Annotated in this window: 16 protein-coding genes; 9 read left to right on the forward strand and 7 right to left on the reverse strand. The window is 46.1% G+C overall.

What is annotated here, in order from left to right; translation table 11 throughout:
- Positions 1-8: 8 nt before the first annotated feature.
- The gene (locus FOT42_RS03355; protein ID WP_151889143.1) at positions 9-794 is read left to right on the forward strand and encodes a DUF7151 family protein; all 786 of its coding nucleotides are present in this window, start codon (positions 9-11) and stop codon (positions 792-794) included.
- A gap of 52 nt (positions 795-846) precedes the next feature.
- A complete protein-coding gene (locus FOT42_RS03360; RefSeq protein ID WP_151889144.1) occupies positions 847-2,100 on the forward strand; it encodes a hypothetical protein in 1,254 nt (417 codons plus the stop codon).
- A 49-nt stretch (positions 2,101-2,149) separates the two neighbouring features.
- On the opposite strand, the gene carB is transcribed toward FOT42_RS03360, so the two are convergent.
- Both carB and rpmH read right to left on the reverse strand, forming a co-directional pair.
- Positions 2,150-5,002 carry a carbamoyl-phosphate synthase large subunit gene (gene carB, locus FOT42_RS03365; protein ID WP_151889145.1) on the reverse strand — a complete coding sequence of 951 codons (2,853 nt, stop codon included), beginning with the start codon at positions 5,000-5,002 and terminating at the stop codon, positions 2,150-2,152.
- A gap of 95 nt (positions 5,003-5,097) precedes the next feature.
- Complete coding sequence (gene rpmH / locus FOT42_RS03370) at positions 5,098-5,256, reverse strand: 50S ribosomal protein L34 (RefSeq protein ID WP_072882462.1); 159 nt, start codon at positions 5,254-5,256, stop codon at positions 5,098-5,100.
- Positions 5,257-5,420: 164 nt separating this feature from the next.
- On the opposite strand from rpmH, the gene FOT42_RS03375 reads away from it, so the two are divergent.
- Entirely contained in the window at positions 5,421-5,936 is a 516-nt protein-coding gene (locus tag FOT42_RS03375) for a DUF2892 domain-containing protein (protein ID WP_151889146.1), read from the forward strand.
- A gap of 122 nt (positions 5,937-6,058) precedes the next feature.
- Positions 6,059-6,661: a zinc-ribbon domain-containing protein gene (locus tag FOT42_RS03380; protein ID WP_151889147.1), complete on the forward strand. Its 603-nt coding sequence runs from the start codon at positions 6,059-6,061 to the stop codon at positions 6,659-6,661.
- A gap of 82 nt (positions 6,662-6,743) precedes the next feature.
- On the opposite strand, the gene FOT42_RS03385 is transcribed toward FOT42_RS03380, so the two are convergent.
- Both FOT42_RS03385 and FOT42_RS03390 read right to left on the reverse strand, forming a co-directional pair.
- The gene (locus tag FOT42_RS03385) at positions 6,744-7,709 is read right to left on the reverse strand and encodes a lytic transglycosylase domain-containing protein (RefSeq protein ID WP_151889148.1); all 966 of its coding nucleotides are present in this window, start codon (positions 7,707-7,709) and stop codon (positions 6,744-6,746) included.
- A 46-nt stretch (positions 7,710-7,755) separates the two neighbouring features.
- Positions 7,756-8,418: an alpha/beta fold hydrolase gene (locus FOT42_RS03390; protein WP_151889149.1), complete on the reverse strand. Its 663-nt coding sequence runs from the start codon at positions 8,416-8,418 to the stop codon at positions 7,756-7,758.
- Between the two features lie 163 nt (positions 8,419-8,581).
- Between FOT42_RS03390 and FOT42_RS03395 the strand changes: the two genes are divergently transcribed.
- Positions 8,582-8,875, forward strand: a complete 294-nt coding sequence (locus FOT42_RS03395; protein ID WP_151889150.1) for a GNAT family N-acetyltransferase — start codon at positions 8,582-8,584, stop codon at positions 8,873-8,875.
- Positions 8,876-8,927: 52 nt separating this feature from the next.
- Here the strand turns inward: FOT42_RS03395 and mtaB are convergent, their stop codons facing one another.
- A complete protein-coding gene (gene mtaB, locus FOT42_RS03400) occupies positions 8,928-10,271 on the reverse strand; it encodes a tRNA (N(6)-L-threonylcarbamoyladenosine(37)-C(2))-methylthiotransferase MtaB (protein ID WP_151889151.1) in 1,344 nt (447 codons plus the stop codon).
- A 187-nt stretch (positions 10,272-10,458) separates the two neighbouring features.
- On the opposite strand from mtaB, the gene FOT42_RS03405 reads away from it, so the two are divergent.
- From FOT42_RS03405 to FOT42_RS03420, 4 genes are all read left to right on the forward strand, one after another.
- Positions 10,459-12,504 carry an amidohydrolase family protein gene (locus tag FOT42_RS03405; RefSeq protein ID WP_151889152.1) on the forward strand — a complete coding sequence of 682 codons (2,046 nt, stop codon included), beginning with the start codon at positions 10,459-10,461 and terminating at the stop codon, positions 12,502-12,504.
- A gap of 106 nt (positions 12,505-12,610) precedes the next feature.
- Positions 12,611-13,486 carry a polysaccharide deacetylase family protein gene (locus FOT42_RS03410; protein WP_151889153.1) on the forward strand — a complete coding sequence of 292 codons (876 nt, stop codon included), beginning with the start codon at positions 12,611-12,613 and terminating at the stop codon, positions 13,484-13,486.
- A 198-nt stretch (positions 13,487-13,684) separates the two neighbouring features.
- A complete protein-coding gene (locus tag FOT42_RS03415; RefSeq protein WP_151889154.1) occupies positions 13,685-14,653 on the forward strand; it encodes a hypothetical protein in 969 nt (322 codons plus the stop codon).
- Between the two features lie 383 nt (positions 14,654-15,036).
- Positions 15,037-15,444 (forward strand): lipocalin-like domain-containing protein, encoded by a 408-nt coding sequence (locus FOT42_RS03420; RefSeq protein WP_192938308.1) that lies wholly within the window; start codon positions 15,037-15,039, stop codon positions 15,442-15,444.
- 136 nt (positions 15,445-15,580) lie between these two features.
- Here FOT42_RS03420 and FOT42_RS03425 read toward each other — a convergent pair whose 3' ends face one another.
- Positions 15,581-16,756, reverse strand: coding sequence for a GlmU family protein (locus FOT42_RS03425; RefSeq protein WP_151889156.1), 1,176 nt, complete (start codon positions 16,754-16,756; stop codon positions 15,581-15,583).
- Between the two features lie 94 nt (positions 16,757-16,850).
- Entirely contained in the window at positions 16,851-17,111 is a 261-nt protein-coding gene (locus FOT42_RS03430; RefSeq protein WP_151889157.1) for a type B 50S ribosomal protein L31, read from the reverse strand.
- Positions 17,112-17,182 lie beyond the last annotated feature (71 nt).

The raw sequence follows: 17,182 nt of genomic DNA on the forward strand, positions 1-17,182 counted from the left end.
TTACCCCCATGAAAAAAACCTTATCCCCAAAGCTAGGTGCGCTCCTTTTTATTTTTTTGACTTTTATGGCCTGTAGTTCGGAAGACGGCGCAAATGGCCTTGATGGAATGGATGGCATTGACGGAATTGATGGAACGGATGGAACGGATGGAACGGATGGCCTAACCAGCTTGATCAGTACAACCGTGGAAGAGCCCGGCACTAACTGCGCCAATGGCGGATTCAGACTTGACATCGGATTGGACAGTAACGAGAATGGCCAATTGGATGCAGGAGAAGTTTCTTCCTCCCAATATCTTTGTAACCTTGATCCTGCGGATGGCCTCACCAGTTTGATCGGTACAGTGATTGAGCAACCTGGTGCAAACTGCGCCAATGGCGGATATCGATTGGATGTTGGTTTGGACAGCAATGGCAATGGCGAATTGGATGAGTCCGAGGTGACTTCTTCAGAATACCTTTGCAATGCCGATGCCGCTGACTTCAACTACCAATCCTATGCATCGTTGATAAGCCAGACCGGTACTGATGATCCTGTAAGCAGTGTATTGGATAACAGCCTTGGTCTCAACATTGTATGGGCAAGGGAATCCCAGGGAAGATATTTGGGAACTCTGGATAGGTCCATTGATATTGGAAAAACGGTCATCTTCTTTAGCACTCCCAGCTCGCATACCGGCGTAAGGGGTGAATTGGTGAGCGACAACCAAATTAGGCTGGAACTACAAAACGGTATCAACGTATTTGCCGATAACTTTGAAAATCTTTCTTTCGAGCTTAGGGAGTACGAATAGAAACATCCTGCTCAAAAGCCATTCATTTGAATATATTTCAACCCGGAAAATTATGAAAAATTTCACCCCATTTAGCTTGCTGATCGCGCTTATCGCCTGTGTATCCACCTATGGACAAAACTCCTTTCCCGCATCTGGCAGTGTGGGAATCGGAACATTGACCCCCAACCCTAGTTATGCTTTGGACGTCAATGGAACCGTAAACGCTTCGCAAATTTTTGCGACCCAACTCAATGTGACCGATTTGTTGGTCAACGGTTCAGCTGTGCAAAGTTCACCTTGGACCATCAACGGAAATGACCTATCCTATACCACAGGAAGTGTCGAGGTAAGTACATTGGATGCCACTGCCCTGCTCCTCAACGGAACCAATGTGGTTTCCTCTCCATGGACCATCAACGGAAATGACATTTCATATACAACAGGTGATGTAGATGTAGCAACCTTAAATGCCACCAACATATTACTGAACGGCTCACCTATAGACAGCGGCTCCTCTCCATGGACCATCAACGGAAATGACCTATCCTATACCACAGGAAGTGTCGAGGTAAGTACATTGGAGGCTACTAGCCTTCTTCTTAACGGAACCAATGTGGTTTCCTCCCCGTGGACCATCAATGGGAATGACCTATCCTACACCGCAGGGGACATCGAAGTAGGCTCATTGGATGCCACTAGCCTTCTTCTTAATGAAACCAATGTGGTTTCCTCCCCGTGGACCATCAATGGGAATGACCTATCATACACTGCGGGGGACATCGAAGTAGGCTCATTGGATGCCACTAGCCTTCTTCTTAATGGAACCAATGTGGTTTCCTCCCCGTGGACCATCAATGGGAATGACCTATCATACACTGCCGGAACGGTTGGGGTATCCAACCTGAATGCTTCCGGAAGCGTTGGTATCGGCACAACGAACACGCAAGGGTATATGCTCGCCGTTGCAGGAAATGTGGTAGCAGAAGCCGTAAAAGTGGAACTTCAAGGCAATTGGCCTGATTTTGTGTTTGAAAAGGAATATGACCTGATCGGTTTGTTGGAGACCGAATCATTCATTAAAAAATACGGCCACCTTCCCAATGTGCCCAGTGCAGAAGAAGTAAAGCAAAACGGCATAAGTTTAGGAGAAATGGATGCCAAGCTACTACAAAAAATAGAGGAACTCACTCTCCATACCATCCAACAACAAAAGGAAATCGAGGATTTGAAAGCTGCCAATCAAAAATTGGACGAACAGAACAAATTGATCCAGAACCTACTGGAACGATTGGAAAAAGTGGAAAACGCTTCCAAGAAGCCATAAAAAAAAGCCGCTGAAATTCAGCGGCTTTTTTAGTTGCCCTTCTCGCATTTTATTTGCTCAGATACATCTTTCTTCGCGAGTATAGATTATAGAACTCATCATCCTTCAGACTATCGATGAATAAGATGCTCTCTCCGGTACTTTTCATCTCTGGCCCTAGGTTCTTGTTCACGTTCGGGAACTTGTTGAAAGAGAACACGGGTTGTTTGATGGCGTATCCTTCCAATTGTGGGTTGAACACAAAATCCTTCACTTTTTTCTCGCCCAACATCACCTTGGTGGCATAGTTCACATAAGGTTCTTTATACGCCTTTGCAATGAAAGGAACGGTACGTGATGCCCTTGGGTTCGCTTCGATGATGTACACAATATCGTCCTTAACCGCAAACTGGATGTTGATCAACCCTACCGTGTTCAATGCCAAGGCTATCTTTTTGGTATGGTCTTTTATTTGCTGCATTACAAATTCACCCAAGTTGAACGGTGGCAATGTCGCGTTTGAGTCCCCAGAATGGATTCCACAAGGCTCAATATGCTCCATGATCCCAATGATATACACATCCTCACCATCACAAATGGCATCGGCCTCTGCTTCTATCGCCCCATCCAGATAGTGGTCCAAAAGCAATTTGTTGTTGGGTATTTTTCGCAACAGGTCCACCACATGGGCCTCCAGTTCTTCTTTGTTGATCACGATTTTCATCCCTTGTCCACCCAATACGTAGGATGGTCTTACCAATAACGGGAAGTTCAGTTCATCGGCCAGTTCCAGTGCCTCATCGGCAGTCTCCGCCACCCCAAACTTTGGGTAGGGAATACCGTTCTCCTTCAGCAAGGTGGAGAAACTTCCCCTGTCCTCTGCCAAATCCAGGGATTGAAAACTGGTTCCTATGATGTTGATACCATATTTGTCCAATTTCTCGGCCAATTTCAAGGCGGTCTGCCCACCCAACTGCACAATCACCCCCTCGGGCTTTTCATGCAGGATGATGTCGTATATATGCTCCCAGAACACAGGCTCAAAATACAGTTTGTCCGCCGTATCAAAATCAGTGGAAACCGTTTCAGGGTTACAGTTGATCATGATGGTCTCATAGCCGCACTCGGCAGCTGCCAGTACTCCATGGACACAGCAATAATCAAACTCGATGCCCTGTCCAATTCGGTTGGGTCCCGAACCGAGCACCACCACTTTTTTCTTATCGGTCACCACGCTGTCGTTGGCTACATAACGATGCCCATCGGCTGTTTCTATTTCCTCTTCAAAAGTGGAGTAATAATAAGGAGTTACGGCCTTGAACTCCGCTGCACAGGTGTCCACCAACTTATAGACACGGTTGATGCCCATATCCATACGTTTGCCATGGACCTCGCTCTCCCAACAGTCCAGCATGTGGGCTATCTGTCGGTCGGCAAAACCTTTCTGCTTGGCCTCCAACAAAAGGGCCTTGGGCAGACTTTCTATAGTGTATTTTGAAATTTCCATCTCCAAGAAATGGAGTTCTTCGTATTGCTTCAGGAACCACATGTCTATCTTGGTGATCTCGTGGATCCGCTTCAACGGAATACCCAACTGAATGGCATCATAGATCACAAAAACCCGGTCCCAGCTGGGCACACGGAGCTTTTCCATGATGGTGTCATAATCTTTGTACCCCTTGCCATCGGCACCCAATCCATTTCTTTTGATTTCCAAAGATTGTGTGGCCTTGTGTAATGCTTCCTGGAACGAACGGCCAATGCCCATGACTTCCCCAACGGATTTCATCTGGAGTCCCAAAGTCCTATCCGATCCCTCAAACTTATCGAAGTTCCAACGGGGTATTTTCACGATCACATAATCCAACGTGGGCTCGAACAAAGCCGAAGTGGACTTAGTGATTTGGTTGTCCAATTCATCCAAGGTATAACCAATGGCCAATTTGGCGGCAATCTTTGCAATGGGATAACCTGTTGCTTTGGACGCCAATGCAGAAGATCTTGACACCCTTGGGTTGATCTCGATGGCGATAATGTCTTCTTTCTCGTCCGGGCTAACGGCAAACTGCACGTTACATCCCCCCGCAAAATCCCCGATGCTGCGCATCATGTGGATGGCCATGTCCCGCATACGCTGGAACGTCCTGTCCGAAAGGGTCATGGCTGGGGCCACGGTGATGGAGTCCCCTGTGTGGATACCCATCGGGTCCATATTCTCAATGGTACAGATGATGACCACGTTGTCATTCTTGTCACGCAAGAGCTCCAATTCGTATTCCTTCCAACCCATAAGGGCCTTGTCGATCATCACCTCGTGGATGGGCGATACTTCCAGACCATGGCTCAACATATCGTCAAAATCCTCGGGATCGTACACAATACCTGCCCCGGCGCCACCAAGGGTGAAGGAAGCCCTGATCACCAAGGGAAAACCGAACTCTTGGGCTATTTCTTTTCCTTTTAGGAAAGAAGTGGCCGAGGCCTGGGGAGGCATCCCTATCCCAATTTTAAGCATGAGCTCCCTAAATTTTTCGCGATCTTCGGTAATGTTGATGGCATCGATATCCACCCCGATGATCTCTACTCCAAAATCCTTCCAGATGCCTTTTTGGTCGGCCTCGATACAAAGGTTCAGCGCGGTCTGTCCGCCCATAGTGGGCAGAACGGCGTCCACATTGGGGTGTTTCTTTAAAATCTCAACGATTGATTTGGTGGTCAGGGGTTTTAGGTACACATGGTCCGCCATGGTGGGATCGGTCATGATCGTAGCGGGGTTGCTATTGATCAAGATGGTCTCGATACCATCTTCACGAAGCGACCTAAGTGCTTGGGAACCAGAATAATCAAACTCACATGCCTGACCGATGATGATAGGGCCAGAACCAATAATCAAAATGGATTTTAAATCTTTTCTTTTCGGCATTTTTGTAGGGTTATTGCTTGTTTTTTGCTTTCAGGTCAAAAAAAAGGTGTTACCTAGAAAAGTAACACCTTTAATTTAAATCTGAAATGCTATCATTATTTTTTATGTCTTGGCTCAGAGGAAACAGTTAATCTCTTTCTTCCTTTGGCTCTTCTTCTCGCAAGAACTTTTCTACCATTGGCAGTCGCCATGCGCTCCCTAAAACCATGCTTGTTTCTTCTCTTCCTTTTTGACGGCTGATACGTTCTTTTCATTTCGGAACTTTTTATGGATTTTGTTCGTGGGAAATGTTTTCCCGAAAAATTCTGGGCGCAAATATACGAAGACTTTTTACTTTGGCAAGTCCCAAAAGAAAATATTTAAATTTGTTTTTAGTACTTTTGCCACCTCTAAAACATTCGGTAAAATCTCCAACTCTATGTTCAACAAAAATATCAAACTCGTTATTGCAGGTCTTATCATTGCTTATGCCGTGTACCAGTTCGTGGAGGGCAACATCGGCAATGGCATTGCCCTTATCCTGTTCTCCTTGGTGTTCATTTTCCTGTACTTCAGGAACGAGTTTATCCTCTTGGCCTTTCTGCGCATGCGCAAACAGGATCTGGAGGGCACCCAAAAATGGTTGGAGAAGATCAAGAACCCAGAGGGAGCACTCATTAAAAAACAACAGGGCTACTTCAATTACCTGCACGGGATCATCTATTCCCAAAAGAACCTGACACAGGCGGAAAAATACTTCAAAAAGGCCTTGAAACTGGGACTTACCATGGATTATGACGTGGCCATGGCGAAATTGAGCCTTGCCGGGATCGCCATGCAGAAGCGCAGAAAGCGTGAGGCCACCCAATTGTTGCAAGAGGCCAAAAAACTGGACAAGAACAACATGCTGACCGAGCAGATCAAGATGATGCAGCAGCAGATGAAGAAAATCTAAGGGTATTGCTTAAATAGGGCATAAATCCAACCGTATCGGACATATCTCCCCTTATGCACTAAGGCTCACTAAATTAATCGGAGAGTCAATTGGAAATTATTGTATTTTTCCAATAAAAACCAATGATCATATATGGCGCCAGGGCGGTTCATTTGAAATCAGCCCAATCTAAAAACACTATTTGTCCGAGCTGTAACACACAAGGTTCTTCAGTAATCAGTATTTATAGAAAACACGCTCATATCTTTTGGATTCCCTTATTCCCAATTTCAAAAAATGGCATCTCACAATGTCAACATTGTAAGAAGGTGCTCGAACCCAAAGAAATGCCCGAGCCTATCAAAAGGGAATATGTCAATTTAAAAAATGACGCAAAGGGACCTGTTTGGCAATTTGTAGGATTAGGAATTATCGCCGCATTGATTTCCTGGGGTTTTTATGCAAATGCAGAAGACAAGAAAAAGGAAAGCGCGTATTTACAATCTCCACAAACGGGTGATATCTACAGTTACAAAGTAGAAGGTGGCCATTATTCTACTTTTAAAATTATGAGCGTTACACAGGATAGCATATTCATTTCACCAAATCAATATGAAATAAACAAAATAGGGCGGGTGCACACTATTGATAAACCTGAGAATTATTCAGAGATTTTATATGGTATGTCCAGAATAAAAGTAAAAGAGATGTATGAATCTGGTGAAATCTATGGTATAAATCGGTAATAGCAATCTTTGTTTGATCAAGCCAATCATTCAACAAACCACACTCTAAACAAAAAAGTATTATTTTTTTGGTTACAAAATCCTATTTACCCACACCCCCTACACGATAATACCCCTTGTTCGGGATTTCGATCACATATTTTTTTCGGGAGCTGTTGTTCAAATGGGGCTCCCGCAACCAAGGGTTGTGCCTTTTCAGCACTTTGTAGTTGATCTCGTAGAGCTGGGCAAAGTCGGCCCAACTTGTCACGGCCGTGTCCACTTCCACGGTGAAGGTGGGCACTTTGGTATATAGATCCTCTTCCTCTACCAAAAACCCATACTTTTCGGGGTTGGCAATGATCTCTTTGATGGCCATGATACGGAACACGTAGCGGCCTGTCTCCTCGCCCAATAACAGATCGTAGTAATCCCCGGCCTTCTGGATGCCCATAAACCGTTGGATGCCAGCAGGACCTGCATTGTAAGCTGCGGCAGTAAGTGTCCAGCTGCCAAATCGCTCTTTCCATTTCTTCAGATAGTCACAGGCCACCTGGGTGGATTTCTCTACATGGTAACGCTCGTCCACATTATCGTTCACCTCAAGGCCATATTCCCTTCCGGTATCTTTCATGATCTGCCAAAAACCGGTCGCTCCCGCAGGTGACACCACATTTTGAAGACCGCTTTCGGCCACGGCCAAATATTTGAAATCGTCTGGGATACCGTTCTTTTTCAAAATGGGCTCTATGATAGGGAAATATTTGTTGGCACGCTTCATCAGCAACAAAGCGTTGGACTGCCAGTAGGTGTTCACCAAAAACTCCCGATCTACGCGCTCCATGATCTCCGGGTCGTCCAGAGGAACGGCTTCACCCGCAAAATTGAGGTCTTCGGGAATCTCTATGGCACTGATCCTATAGCCCTGGGCCACATTTTTGTCGTTTTCCACCGCTGCTTCGGGAGTTTTTTCCTCAACAGGTTCAGGGGTCGATTGGACCGCAAAAATAAAGGTGCCGGTCACCGCAATCAATCCAATAAATGCCAATATGTTCTTCAAGTGTTTCATAGCCAAAATTTTTATAGGGTACCGTAAAGATACTATATAGACGCCCTTATCCTAAAATTATTGTGGGGAGATTTTCATTGAACCACCTCGCCCGGTGTATGATCATGGTGTGGGTACCGTTCTTCACCACTATGCATTCCTTGATGTTCGCCAATGGAAAAACACTGTCCTTTTCCCCTTGGATGTGCACCAAGTTCGGGGGCGGCACGGTCTGGTCCCAGTTCACGATCTGATCAATGGACCAATCGATATACTGTTTGTCCCGGACAGAAAGGTATTTTTCATAGAGGTGCAAACGCTTGGTCACTGTTTCGCCAAAGGCATATTTGGCCAAGAGCTCCACATTGGTCACCAATCCCGTCGGGAGCAGTTTGTGCACCTTGGTATATTTGGCAAAAAGCATCCGCTTGGGAAGTTCCGACCTGCTTTTTACCGAGGACACAATAATTACCTTTTTGGGGTGGATGAACTTGGCCATCTCCTGTACCAGCATCCCCCCGAAGGACACCCCCAGCAATACAGGATTTTCATGTTGTATGCGTGTACACATTTGCTGCGCGTAAGCTTCTAGGGACATCCCTTTTTCCGGAATGGACCAATCCAACAAATGGACCTCAAAAGTTTCGGGAGAAAGATGGATGCCCTCAAAAATAGATGGTGCGGCTGCCATTCCCGGCATCAGGTACACATGGGTTTTTGTATCGGGCATATTTCATCAAAGATCGTCAACCACTAGGAAATTAACAATTTTTTGACTAATTTTGTATCCCTTTTGCAGCTGACCCCAGTTATTGAACTATTTTTTTTAGGGGATTGTTAGAATTATCTTTTGGATGATCTAAATCTTACAGAGTCATTAAAAACAGTACTATATGACAGAAATGGAAATTAACGACAATAGTTTCTTGCGCCAGTTTGAAACTAAGGTCAATGGGCATTTAGCCAAAATTGAATACTCTTCCCAGGAGCGCAAGGTATTTTTGACCAAGCTGGTGATTCCTGAGGAAATTGACCAAGAGGGGTTCAAAGAGGACTTCATCAAAGCCGTTCTGCACCAAATCCAAGAGAAAAACCTTCGCGTGGTCCCTACCAGTCCGCACATTGCAGGTTTCTTGAGAAAGAACAGACAGTACAAGGAAATGTTGCCCGTGGGAATCCGCATCTAATACGCAACAACCATCCAAAAAAATCAAAGCCCTCCCTTCCGGAAGGCTTTTTTTATGCCAAAATGGTATCGGTGACAAACTCGAAGCGCACCAGACCATCCTCATCGATCTCGGTAAGCTCCACCTGGTGCAACGTGTTCACCAGTTCAGGGTTCCAAGGTGCCTTTACCTTCACATAATTTTCGGTAAACCCATGGATGTAGCCCATCTTGTTCTCCCCTTCGAACAATACGGTCCTGGTAGTGCCCAGTTGGCTCTCGTAGAAGGCCCTTCGTTTTTTGGCAGATAGGCCACGGAGCATTTTACTGCGCTTGTTCCTCACGTTTTTGGGAACCACTCCCTCCATGTCGACCGCCAAGGTGTTGTCCCTTTCGGAATAGGTGAAAACGTGCAGGTATGAAATGTCCAGTTCGTTCAGGAAATGATAGGTCTCCAAAAAATGCTCATCGGTCTCCCCGGGGAATCCCACGATCACATCCACTCCTATGCAGGCATGTGGCATGGCCTTTTTGATGCGATTCACCCGATCCACATAGAGATTGGAGAGATACCTTCTTCGCATCAACCGCAAAATAGTATCGCTGCCGCTTTGCAGGGGCACGTGGAAGTGGGGCACAAAGGAATTGCTCTGCGCCACAAAATCGATGGTCTCGTTTTTCAACAAGTTGGGTTCTATGGACGATATGCGCAGGCGATGGATACCCTCAATTCGGTCCAGGGCTTTCACAAGGTCAAAAAAGGTATGCTCGTGCCGCTTGTTGCCAAACTCACCCTTTCCATAATCCCCAATGTTCACCCCGGTCAGCACAATTTCCTTGATGTCCTGCGCTGCGATCTCACGGGCATTGTGCAGCACGTTCTCCAAGGAATCGCTTCGGGAAATGCCACGAGCCAAGGGAATGGTACAATACGTGCATTTGTAGTCGCAACCGTCCTGTACCTTCAAAAAAGCACGGGTACGGTCCCCGATGGCGTAGCTGCCCACATAAAAATCCGCTTCCTCGATCTCGCAGGAATGTATTTTGGCCTCCCCTCGACTGCGCTCGGGATGACTCAAAAGGTCGTTCAGGTAATCGGTGATCTTGAATTTCTCGGTGGCACCCAATACCAAATCCACCCCGTCCACAGCGGCCAGTTCTTCGGGCTTGAGCTGTGCATAGCAGCCCACAGCGGCCACAAAGGCCTCTGGATTGGCTTTTTGGGCCTGTTTCACGATGGTCTTGAAGCGCTTATCGGCATTCTCGGTCACCGAACAGGTGTTGATCACATACACATCGGCCCGTTCGGAAAAGTCCACCCGCTCAAAGTCCTCCTTTTCAAAACTCCGAGCAATCGTGGAAGTTTCGGAAAAGTTGAGCTTGCAACCGAGCGTGTAAAATGCGACTTTTTTATTCATCCAACCATCTGACTTTAGGGCCGCAAAGATAATGATTTGTTGGGAGTTATGGGAATGTCTAGAGAGCGTTTCAAAAATCTGTATGTGCACCAATCTTTCCTTGGGACACAGCCATGTCCTCCCATTTCTTGTATGTTCCTATGCTGAAAATCCCTACCTTACTACCTTGATTTCTAAACCCAACCGTATGAAACTTCGCATGTTGTTCCTTGGCCTTATCATTTTGGTAGGCCAATCCTGCAAACAAGAACCCGTTTCTTCCCTTGCCAATTATCAGGGGAACGAAACCTATACCGTGATCGTCGGTGAGAACAAGGTGGGCCATCTCAAGACGACCACCGTGGGTGACACCATCCATGTCGATTACGATTACAAGAACAACGGTCGTGGTCCGACCATGAAGGAAACCATTGTGCTGAACCCAGAAGGCTATCCCATCGATTGGAAAATCACGGGGAACACCACCTTTGGCAATGCCGTGGACGAACATTTCTCCCTTGAGCGCACAAACGCTTCGTGGACGGATGCCACAGGTTCCGGCAATGCGAGCGTGGAAGGCGCCCAACTCTACGTGAACCAGTTCGGGAGTCCCTATTCTTCCGTGCTGGCCGCCAGATTGCTGCTGAACGCCCCCGAGAACACCTTGCCCGTGCTTCCTGCGGGGAACCTGACGCTGACCGAGATGGAGAAAATCAGTGTGCCGCAGCCTTCCGGCGAGGGCGAACTGGCCCTGACCACCTATGCGCTTTCCGGGGCCGAACTGAACCCCTCCTATTTTATCCTGGACGACCAGAAACGTTTCTTCGCCTCTATTGACCCTCGCTACATTGTGATCCGGGAAGGATTTGAAGCCGTGGAAAAGGACATGCGCCAACTGGCCGAAAACTATTCGGCCCAACGCTACGAGACCCTTCAAAAGAAATATGCCCACAACTACGATAAAAAAGTACGCATCCAGAACGTACGGGTGTTCGACCCCAAGACAATGGCACTCACCGACCCGGTTTCCGTGGTGGTGGCCGGTGAAAAGATCACGGCCATCGAGGCGGCCGATGCCACTGGCGAGAACGAAGTGGTCATTGCGGGGAACGGTGGCACCTTGGTGCCAGGTCTGTACGAAATGCATGCCCACTCCGGCGACAACGGTGCCCTGTTGAACATCTTGGCAGGGGTGACTTCCTTCCGCGATATGGGGAACGACAACGAAGTGCTGTCCGACCTTATTGAAAAAATCAATTCAGGTGTATTGGCCGGCCCACGCATCACCCGATTGGGCTTTATCGAGGGCAAGAGCCAGTTCAACGCCAACAACGGGATCATCGTGGAAAGTGAGGCCGAGGCCCTGGCCGCCGTGGACACCTATGACAGTCTGGGCTATTATGGCGTAAAACTCTACAACAGCATGAACGGAGATTGGGCACCCGCCATTGTAAAAAAAGCCCACGAAAAAGGGCTGTTCGTGACCGGGCACGTGCCCGCCTTCTCCAACGCCAATGCCATGCTGAATGCCGGGTTTGACGAAATGACGCACATCAACCAGACCATGCTCGGTTGGGTGCTGGAGCCCGAGGAGGACACCCGTACCCTGCTCCGCCTTACCGCCATGAAACGTTTTCCCGGACTGGACTTGAACAGTCCCAAAGTGCAGGAAACCCTGGACCTCTTCGTGACGAACAAAACAGCCATTGACCCTACCCTCTCCATCCATGAAAAATTGATGCTCTCCCGCAACGGGGAAGTATCGCCCGGCACCGAGGATTACATCGACCATATGCCGCCCAACGAGCAACGCGGCATGAAAGTGGCCCTGGCGCAGATTGCCGATGCGGAGGAGGACAAGGCCTACCGCGAAGCCTACCAAAAAATCGTGGAAACCCTCAAACTGATGAAGGAAAAAGGCATTTTGATCGTGGCGGGGACCGACTTGGGCGGGGCCTTTAACCTGCATCGCGAACTGGAACTGTACACCGAACAGTTGGGCTACACCAATGCCGAGGTGCTGAAGCTGGCCACCCACGACATGGCGCAGTATTTGGGCCAAGCCGATCTTGGCAGCATTGAACCCGGCAAATTGGCCGACTTCTTTTTGGTGCCCGGCAACCCGGTGGAGGACATCAAGGCGATCAAGAGCATAGCCCTGGTATCTCGGGGAGGTACGTTTTACTACCCCACCGAGGTGTACCCCGAGTTTGGCATAGCGCCTTTCACCCAAATGCCGGAAGTAAAGGAATAGTAGGTTTCAACTACAGTTTAAAAAAGCCAGTGACAGAAAATGTTGCTGGTTCTTTTGTTGATAAAAGCCCCTTACCCTTAAAAATTGACACGAAGCGTTTTTGGAAATGAACACAGCACAAAAACTGGGCTTTGATCCCCACGCCAAACTATTGATGATCCATGCGGACGATGCCGGACTCTCACATGCGGAAAACCGGGCCACCATACAGGCCTTGGAAAAAGGTATGGTGAACTCCTACAGCATTATGGTGCCCTGCCCTTGGTTTCATGAAATGGCCCTCTTTGCCAAAAGCCATCCCCAATACGATATGGGCCTGCACCTTACCCTTACCTGCGAATGGGAAACCTACCGTTTTGGTCCCGTGTTGCCCGTGTCGGAAGTGCCCGGTTTGGTGGACGAACATGGACATTTCTTTAGAAAAAGGGAACAATTGCGCCAAAAGGCCACCGCCGAAGAAGTGGAAAAAGAACTAAGGGCCCAGATTGAAAAAGCCCTGCACTTGGGATTACGACCCACCCACTTGGACTCCCATATGTACAGCGTGGGATCCCACTCCGATTTTTTTAAGGTGTACAAACGCTTGGGGGAAGAGTACAGTCTCCCCGTGTTGATCAGCAAACAGATGATGGAGATGGTGGGACTGGACCCCATGGTGCACACAGCCCCCGACGACCTGACCATTGACCATACCTATTTGGGTGCCATTGCGGATTTTGAAAAGGGCCAATTTACCCAAGGGTACCAAGATATGTTGGAAAACCTACAACCGGGCCTGAACCTGATCTTGATCCACCCTGCCTTTGATGAGCCGGAAATGCAGGCCATTGCCATAAACCACCCCAACTTTGGGGCCCAATGGCGACAGATGGACTTTGACTTTTTTACCAGTGAAAAAACCAGGGAGACCCTACGAAAACACCATATTGAACTGGTGACCTGGGGCGAACTCATGGCCCACCGAAACACGTCCCAAATTTAGCTTGATCCCTTTCACGGATTACACGATTTGTTACTGTTTCTATGTTGATAAAACTTGAAAACTAGATGGTTACAGATATTGAAATTGTAGTATTTTTCACAGAACTTCGTTGCAAGTGCTGAACTCGTTTCAGTATCGGTCGATACAATTCATTGAAACGAATCCTATCTTTAGCGTTAGCTGTAATAAAAACCAAAATTGAATTTCATAAAAAACTTATTTAGAAATCATACAGATTATCAAAACTGGTATTTTGAAACTTCTTCAGTGAATTATCTACTAGATGAAGTATTTACTGGTCCAGAAAATAGTTCGATAAAGACTAGAAAACTTCAACTAAAAAAAAGCAGAAAATGGTATATTTCGAATATAACATTATGGGAAATGTTTTTAACCAATAATGAAGAAAGAAGAAGAGAGTTATTCGATTTTTCGAGGTGCCTATTTTATAAAGACTTGATGCCAAGTATTGAGGAACTTTTAATTAACTATATTAATAACGGCTTACCAAATATTGAAAAAAGATACAAGTTAAAATCTAAATCAATTTTCAGTACTCACTGGAAAAAATCTTGTCGGAATTTATCCTACTTTTTTGAACCAGAAATAACTGATTTAAAAAGGCATACCGAATATTATAGATTTTTAGGAGAATACTTTGTCAAAACAAATAATGGATACGTGTTAAAATTTGATGAGAAAATTTCTCTGGATGGTAAAGAATTGGAAATGGAAAATATCCAAAAATCGTTTCAAGAACTTATCTCTGACTTATCGGATAAAGAATATAAAAAACATGAACAGTATATAAATTTATCATTCCAGCTTGTTTTGGTAGTATTTTGCTATGGAATTAACTTTAATCAGCAAATAACAGAAGAATTTTGGGACAAAATTGGAATTGAAAATCCGAATGATAGAATCAGTTATGTTGTAAAAAAAATTCCAGACCTATTTTACAGAGGTCCGATTTCCAACATAGCTAAAATGATTTTATTACAAGCAGATACAAAATCTACAAGAGGAGTTTATTTTGATGCCTTGCATTCGGTTTATATAACTTATAGTGACTTATATTTCAGTGATGACGAACATTTTGATAACCTCAAAAAAACAATAAAAGATCCTAACATGCTTAAAATAAAAAAAGTTAGTGAAGTAATTTAATTACTACAGCTAACACCGTATATAATTTATTGCTAGTTCTAGCTTACTTACGAAAATCCTCGCGGATTTCCAGTTTGGTGTGTATATGCAAAGTTGAGCGTTTAATCACGTGGCCAATCGTAACCCAAATATTTAAAGGATCATTTTTTACTCATTTGTCTTTTCGGAAATACTCGGTTCCTTTTTATTGACCAAGTCCTATTGTTAGTTTGCTGTCATAGAAGTAGATGGTGCTTAACAAAACAATCCAAAGCCAAAGTCTGACCCCTATGCCACTTTTTTCAACAATAATCATTTGGTTCCGTCCGTTCTACTTGCATATTAATCCATAGAAACCTCAACCTACAATGATTTCCAAAAAACTTTTTTTATCTGCGCTTTTCTTGAATTTGCTATTCGTTTCCTGTGAAAATGACGACACAGAAAACGACCCCGAAGATCCCATTGCCGAAACGGAGCTGTTGGGTACGTGGAACTTCGTGGCCTATATTGATGATGAGGGAGAAGAACCCGCAACGGACTGCGAGAAAAACCAAACCTTGACCTTTGAGGAAGATGGGGTTTTTCGCTTTACCTATTATGATGATTCCGAAGGACCTTGCGAGAAAACCCAAGATTCACAAGGTACATGGGAGCTTATCTCCGATGGTGTAATCAAAACGGACTACACGTATGGCGATTATGTAGATCAAGATAAATTTGAAGTTGGTTTTGAAATCTCCGACAATGTTATGACCCTTTCTATTGATGAAGGGGAAGGAGAATACCAAGAACGGTATGAAAAACAATAGAAAATGTAAAACTATAAAAGAGGCCCTTTTCAGGGTCTTTTTTTGTTTAGGTTACCTAAACCTGGAGATTATTTAACCCAGACCAAAGCATTCTATAACTTTAGTTATAGTTTCTTTCATTTGAAAACTGGGGAAATCAATAATTCCGCCACTTCTTCGTGAACTCAAAAACGTGTTCCAAGATGCGGGCCTCCATATCGTTGAACGCCATGTTGCGCCGTTTCATCATGGCCGTGGCCACCTCAAAGGCCTTGCTGGGCAAAAAAGTGGTAAAACCAGCGGCCCCGCCCCAACTATAGCTGGGCACAAAATTCCTTGGAAAGCCTGTTCCAAAAATATTGGCGTTCACCCCTACCACCGTTCCTGTATTGAACATCACATTAATGCCGCATTTGCTGTGGTCGCCCATCATCAACCCACAAAATTGGAGGCCTGTACGGGCAAAGTTCTCGGTCCGGTAGTTCCATAGGCGCACTTCGGCATAATTGTTCTTCAAGTTGGACGTATTCGTATCCGCCCCGATATTGCACCACTCCCCCAGCACCGAATTGCCCAAAAAGCCATCATGGCCTTTGTTGGAGTTGGCGAACAGCACCGAGTTGTTCACCTCGCCACCCAGTTTGCAGCCAGGTCCGGCCGTGGTGGGACCATAAATTTTGGCGCCCATCTTCACAATGGCATCCTCACAGAGCGCAAAACCGCCACGCACCATACTGCCCTCCATCATCAGGGCGTTCTTGCCAATGTAAATAGGGCCTGTGGAGGCGTTCAAGGTACAGAACTCCACCGTGGCCCCTTCCTCCAAAAAAATATTCTCCTGGGCCAACACTCGATTGGTCTCGGAAATGGGTTGACTTTTTCTGCCTGCGGTCAACAGGTCAAAATCGGCCTGCAATGCCTCCCCGTTCTTGGAAAAGATGTCCCACGTATTTTTGACCGTGATGCCTTCAAAGACATGGTCGACCATTTGATACTGCGAAGCGTCAAAAGTACCGTCAAGAGTTGTGGTGGCGTAGGCGATGTACTCGCTGCCATCCATAAGGGCTTCGCCCGGTTGCAACTGTTGGACGGCCCGTACCAAATTTTCATTGGGAAGATAGCTGCCGTTGATCACCACATTTTTATCACTTGTCCGCAACGGGAATTTTTCCGAAAGGTAGTCCTCCGTTTGGAAGCTCAGCGGCGCACCCAGCCATTTTTCCCATTTTTCCCGAATGGTGAGGATGCCGATGCGCATCTCGGCCACAGGGCGGGTCAGTGTAAACGGAAAAAGGTCTTCGCGGTGGGTACCATCGGAAAGAATAAAGTTCATAAGCTATGCTTTTGACTGCCGTAAAAATAAAAAACGCCCCCGAAAAACATCGGGGGCGCTCCTATAAATCGTTAAAAAGAGTGACCTATTCGGCCTACTCCTCTTCTTGCTTGAACTTTTTGTACTTGTTCTTGAACTTATCGATCCTACCAGCGGTATCCACCAATTTGGTCTTACCGGTATAGAAGGGATGCGAAGTCCTTGAGATCTCCAACTTCACCAAAGGATATTCCACACCATCCACAGTGATGGTCTCCTTTGCCTCTGCAGTGGACTTGGTGATGAACACATCCTCGTTTGACATATCCTTAAAAGCCACCATTCTATAGTTTCCTGGGTGTATATCTTTTCTCATCGTCTTAAATGCTTAATCTCAGAATTTTCGAGGTGCAAATTTAATGATTTCTTTGACACGACCAACTCAAA

The sequence above is a fragment of the Flagellimonas hadalis genome (genome assembly GCF_007785775.2).
Lineage (GTDB): Bacteria > Bacteroidota > Bacteroidia > Flavobacteriales > Flavobacteriaceae > Flagellimonas > Flagellimonas hadalis.

Excerpts from the sequence above, each read along its gene's own strand:
- FOT42_RS03355 (WP_151889143.1), top strand. The coding sequence starts at position 9 with ATGAAAAAAACCTTATCCCCAAAGCTAGGTGCGCTCCTTTTTATTTTT.
- FOT42_RS03360 (WP_151889144.1), top strand. The coding sequence starts at position 847 with ATGAAAAATTTCACCCCATTTAGCTTGCTGATCGCGCTTATCGCCTGT.
- carB (WP_151889145.1), bottom strand. The coding sequence starts at position 5,002 with ATGCCGAAAAGAAAAGATTTAAAATCCATTTTGATTATTGGTTCTGGC.
- rpmH (WP_072882462.1), bottom strand. The coding sequence starts at position 5,256 with ATGAAAAGAACGTATCAGCCGTCAAAAAGGAAGAGAAGAAACAAGCAT.
- FOT42_RS03375 (WP_151889146.1), top strand. The coding sequence starts at position 5,421 with ATGTTCAACAAAAATATCAAACTCGTTATTGCAGGTCTTATCATTGCT.
- FOT42_RS03380 (WP_151889147.1), top strand. The coding sequence starts at position 6,059 with ATGATCATATATGGCGCCAGGGCGGTTCATTTGAAATCAGCCCAATCT.
- FOT42_RS03385 (WP_151889148.1), bottom strand. The coding sequence starts at position 7,709 with ATGAAACACTTGAAGAACATATTGGCATTTATTGGATTGATTGCGGTG.
- FOT42_RS03390 (WP_151889149.1), bottom strand. The coding sequence starts at position 8,418 with ATGCCCGATACAAAAACCCATGTGTACCTGATGCCGGGAATGGCAGCC.
- FOT42_RS03395 (WP_151889150.1), top strand. The coding sequence starts at position 8,582 with ATGACAGAAATGGAAATTAACGACAATAGTTTCTTGCGCCAGTTTGAA.
- mtaB (WP_151889151.1), bottom strand. The coding sequence starts at position 10,271 with ATGAATAAAAAAGTCGCATTTTACACGCTCGGTTGCAAGCTCAACTTT.
- FOT42_RS03405 (WP_151889152.1), top strand. The coding sequence starts at position 10,459 with ATGAAACTTCGCATGTTGTTCCTTGGCCTTATCATTTTGGTAGGCCAA.
- FOT42_RS03410 (WP_151889153.1), top strand. The coding sequence starts at position 12,611 with ATGAACACAGCACAAAAACTGGGCTTTGATCCCCACGCCAAACTATTG.
- FOT42_RS03425 (WP_151889156.1), bottom strand. The coding sequence starts at position 16,756 with ATGAACTTTATTCTTTCCGATGGTACCCACCGCGAAGACCTTTTTCCG.
- FOT42_RS03430 (WP_151889157.1), bottom strand. The coding sequence starts at position 17,111 with ATGAGAAAAGATATACACCCAGGAAACTATAGAATGGTGGCTTTTAAG.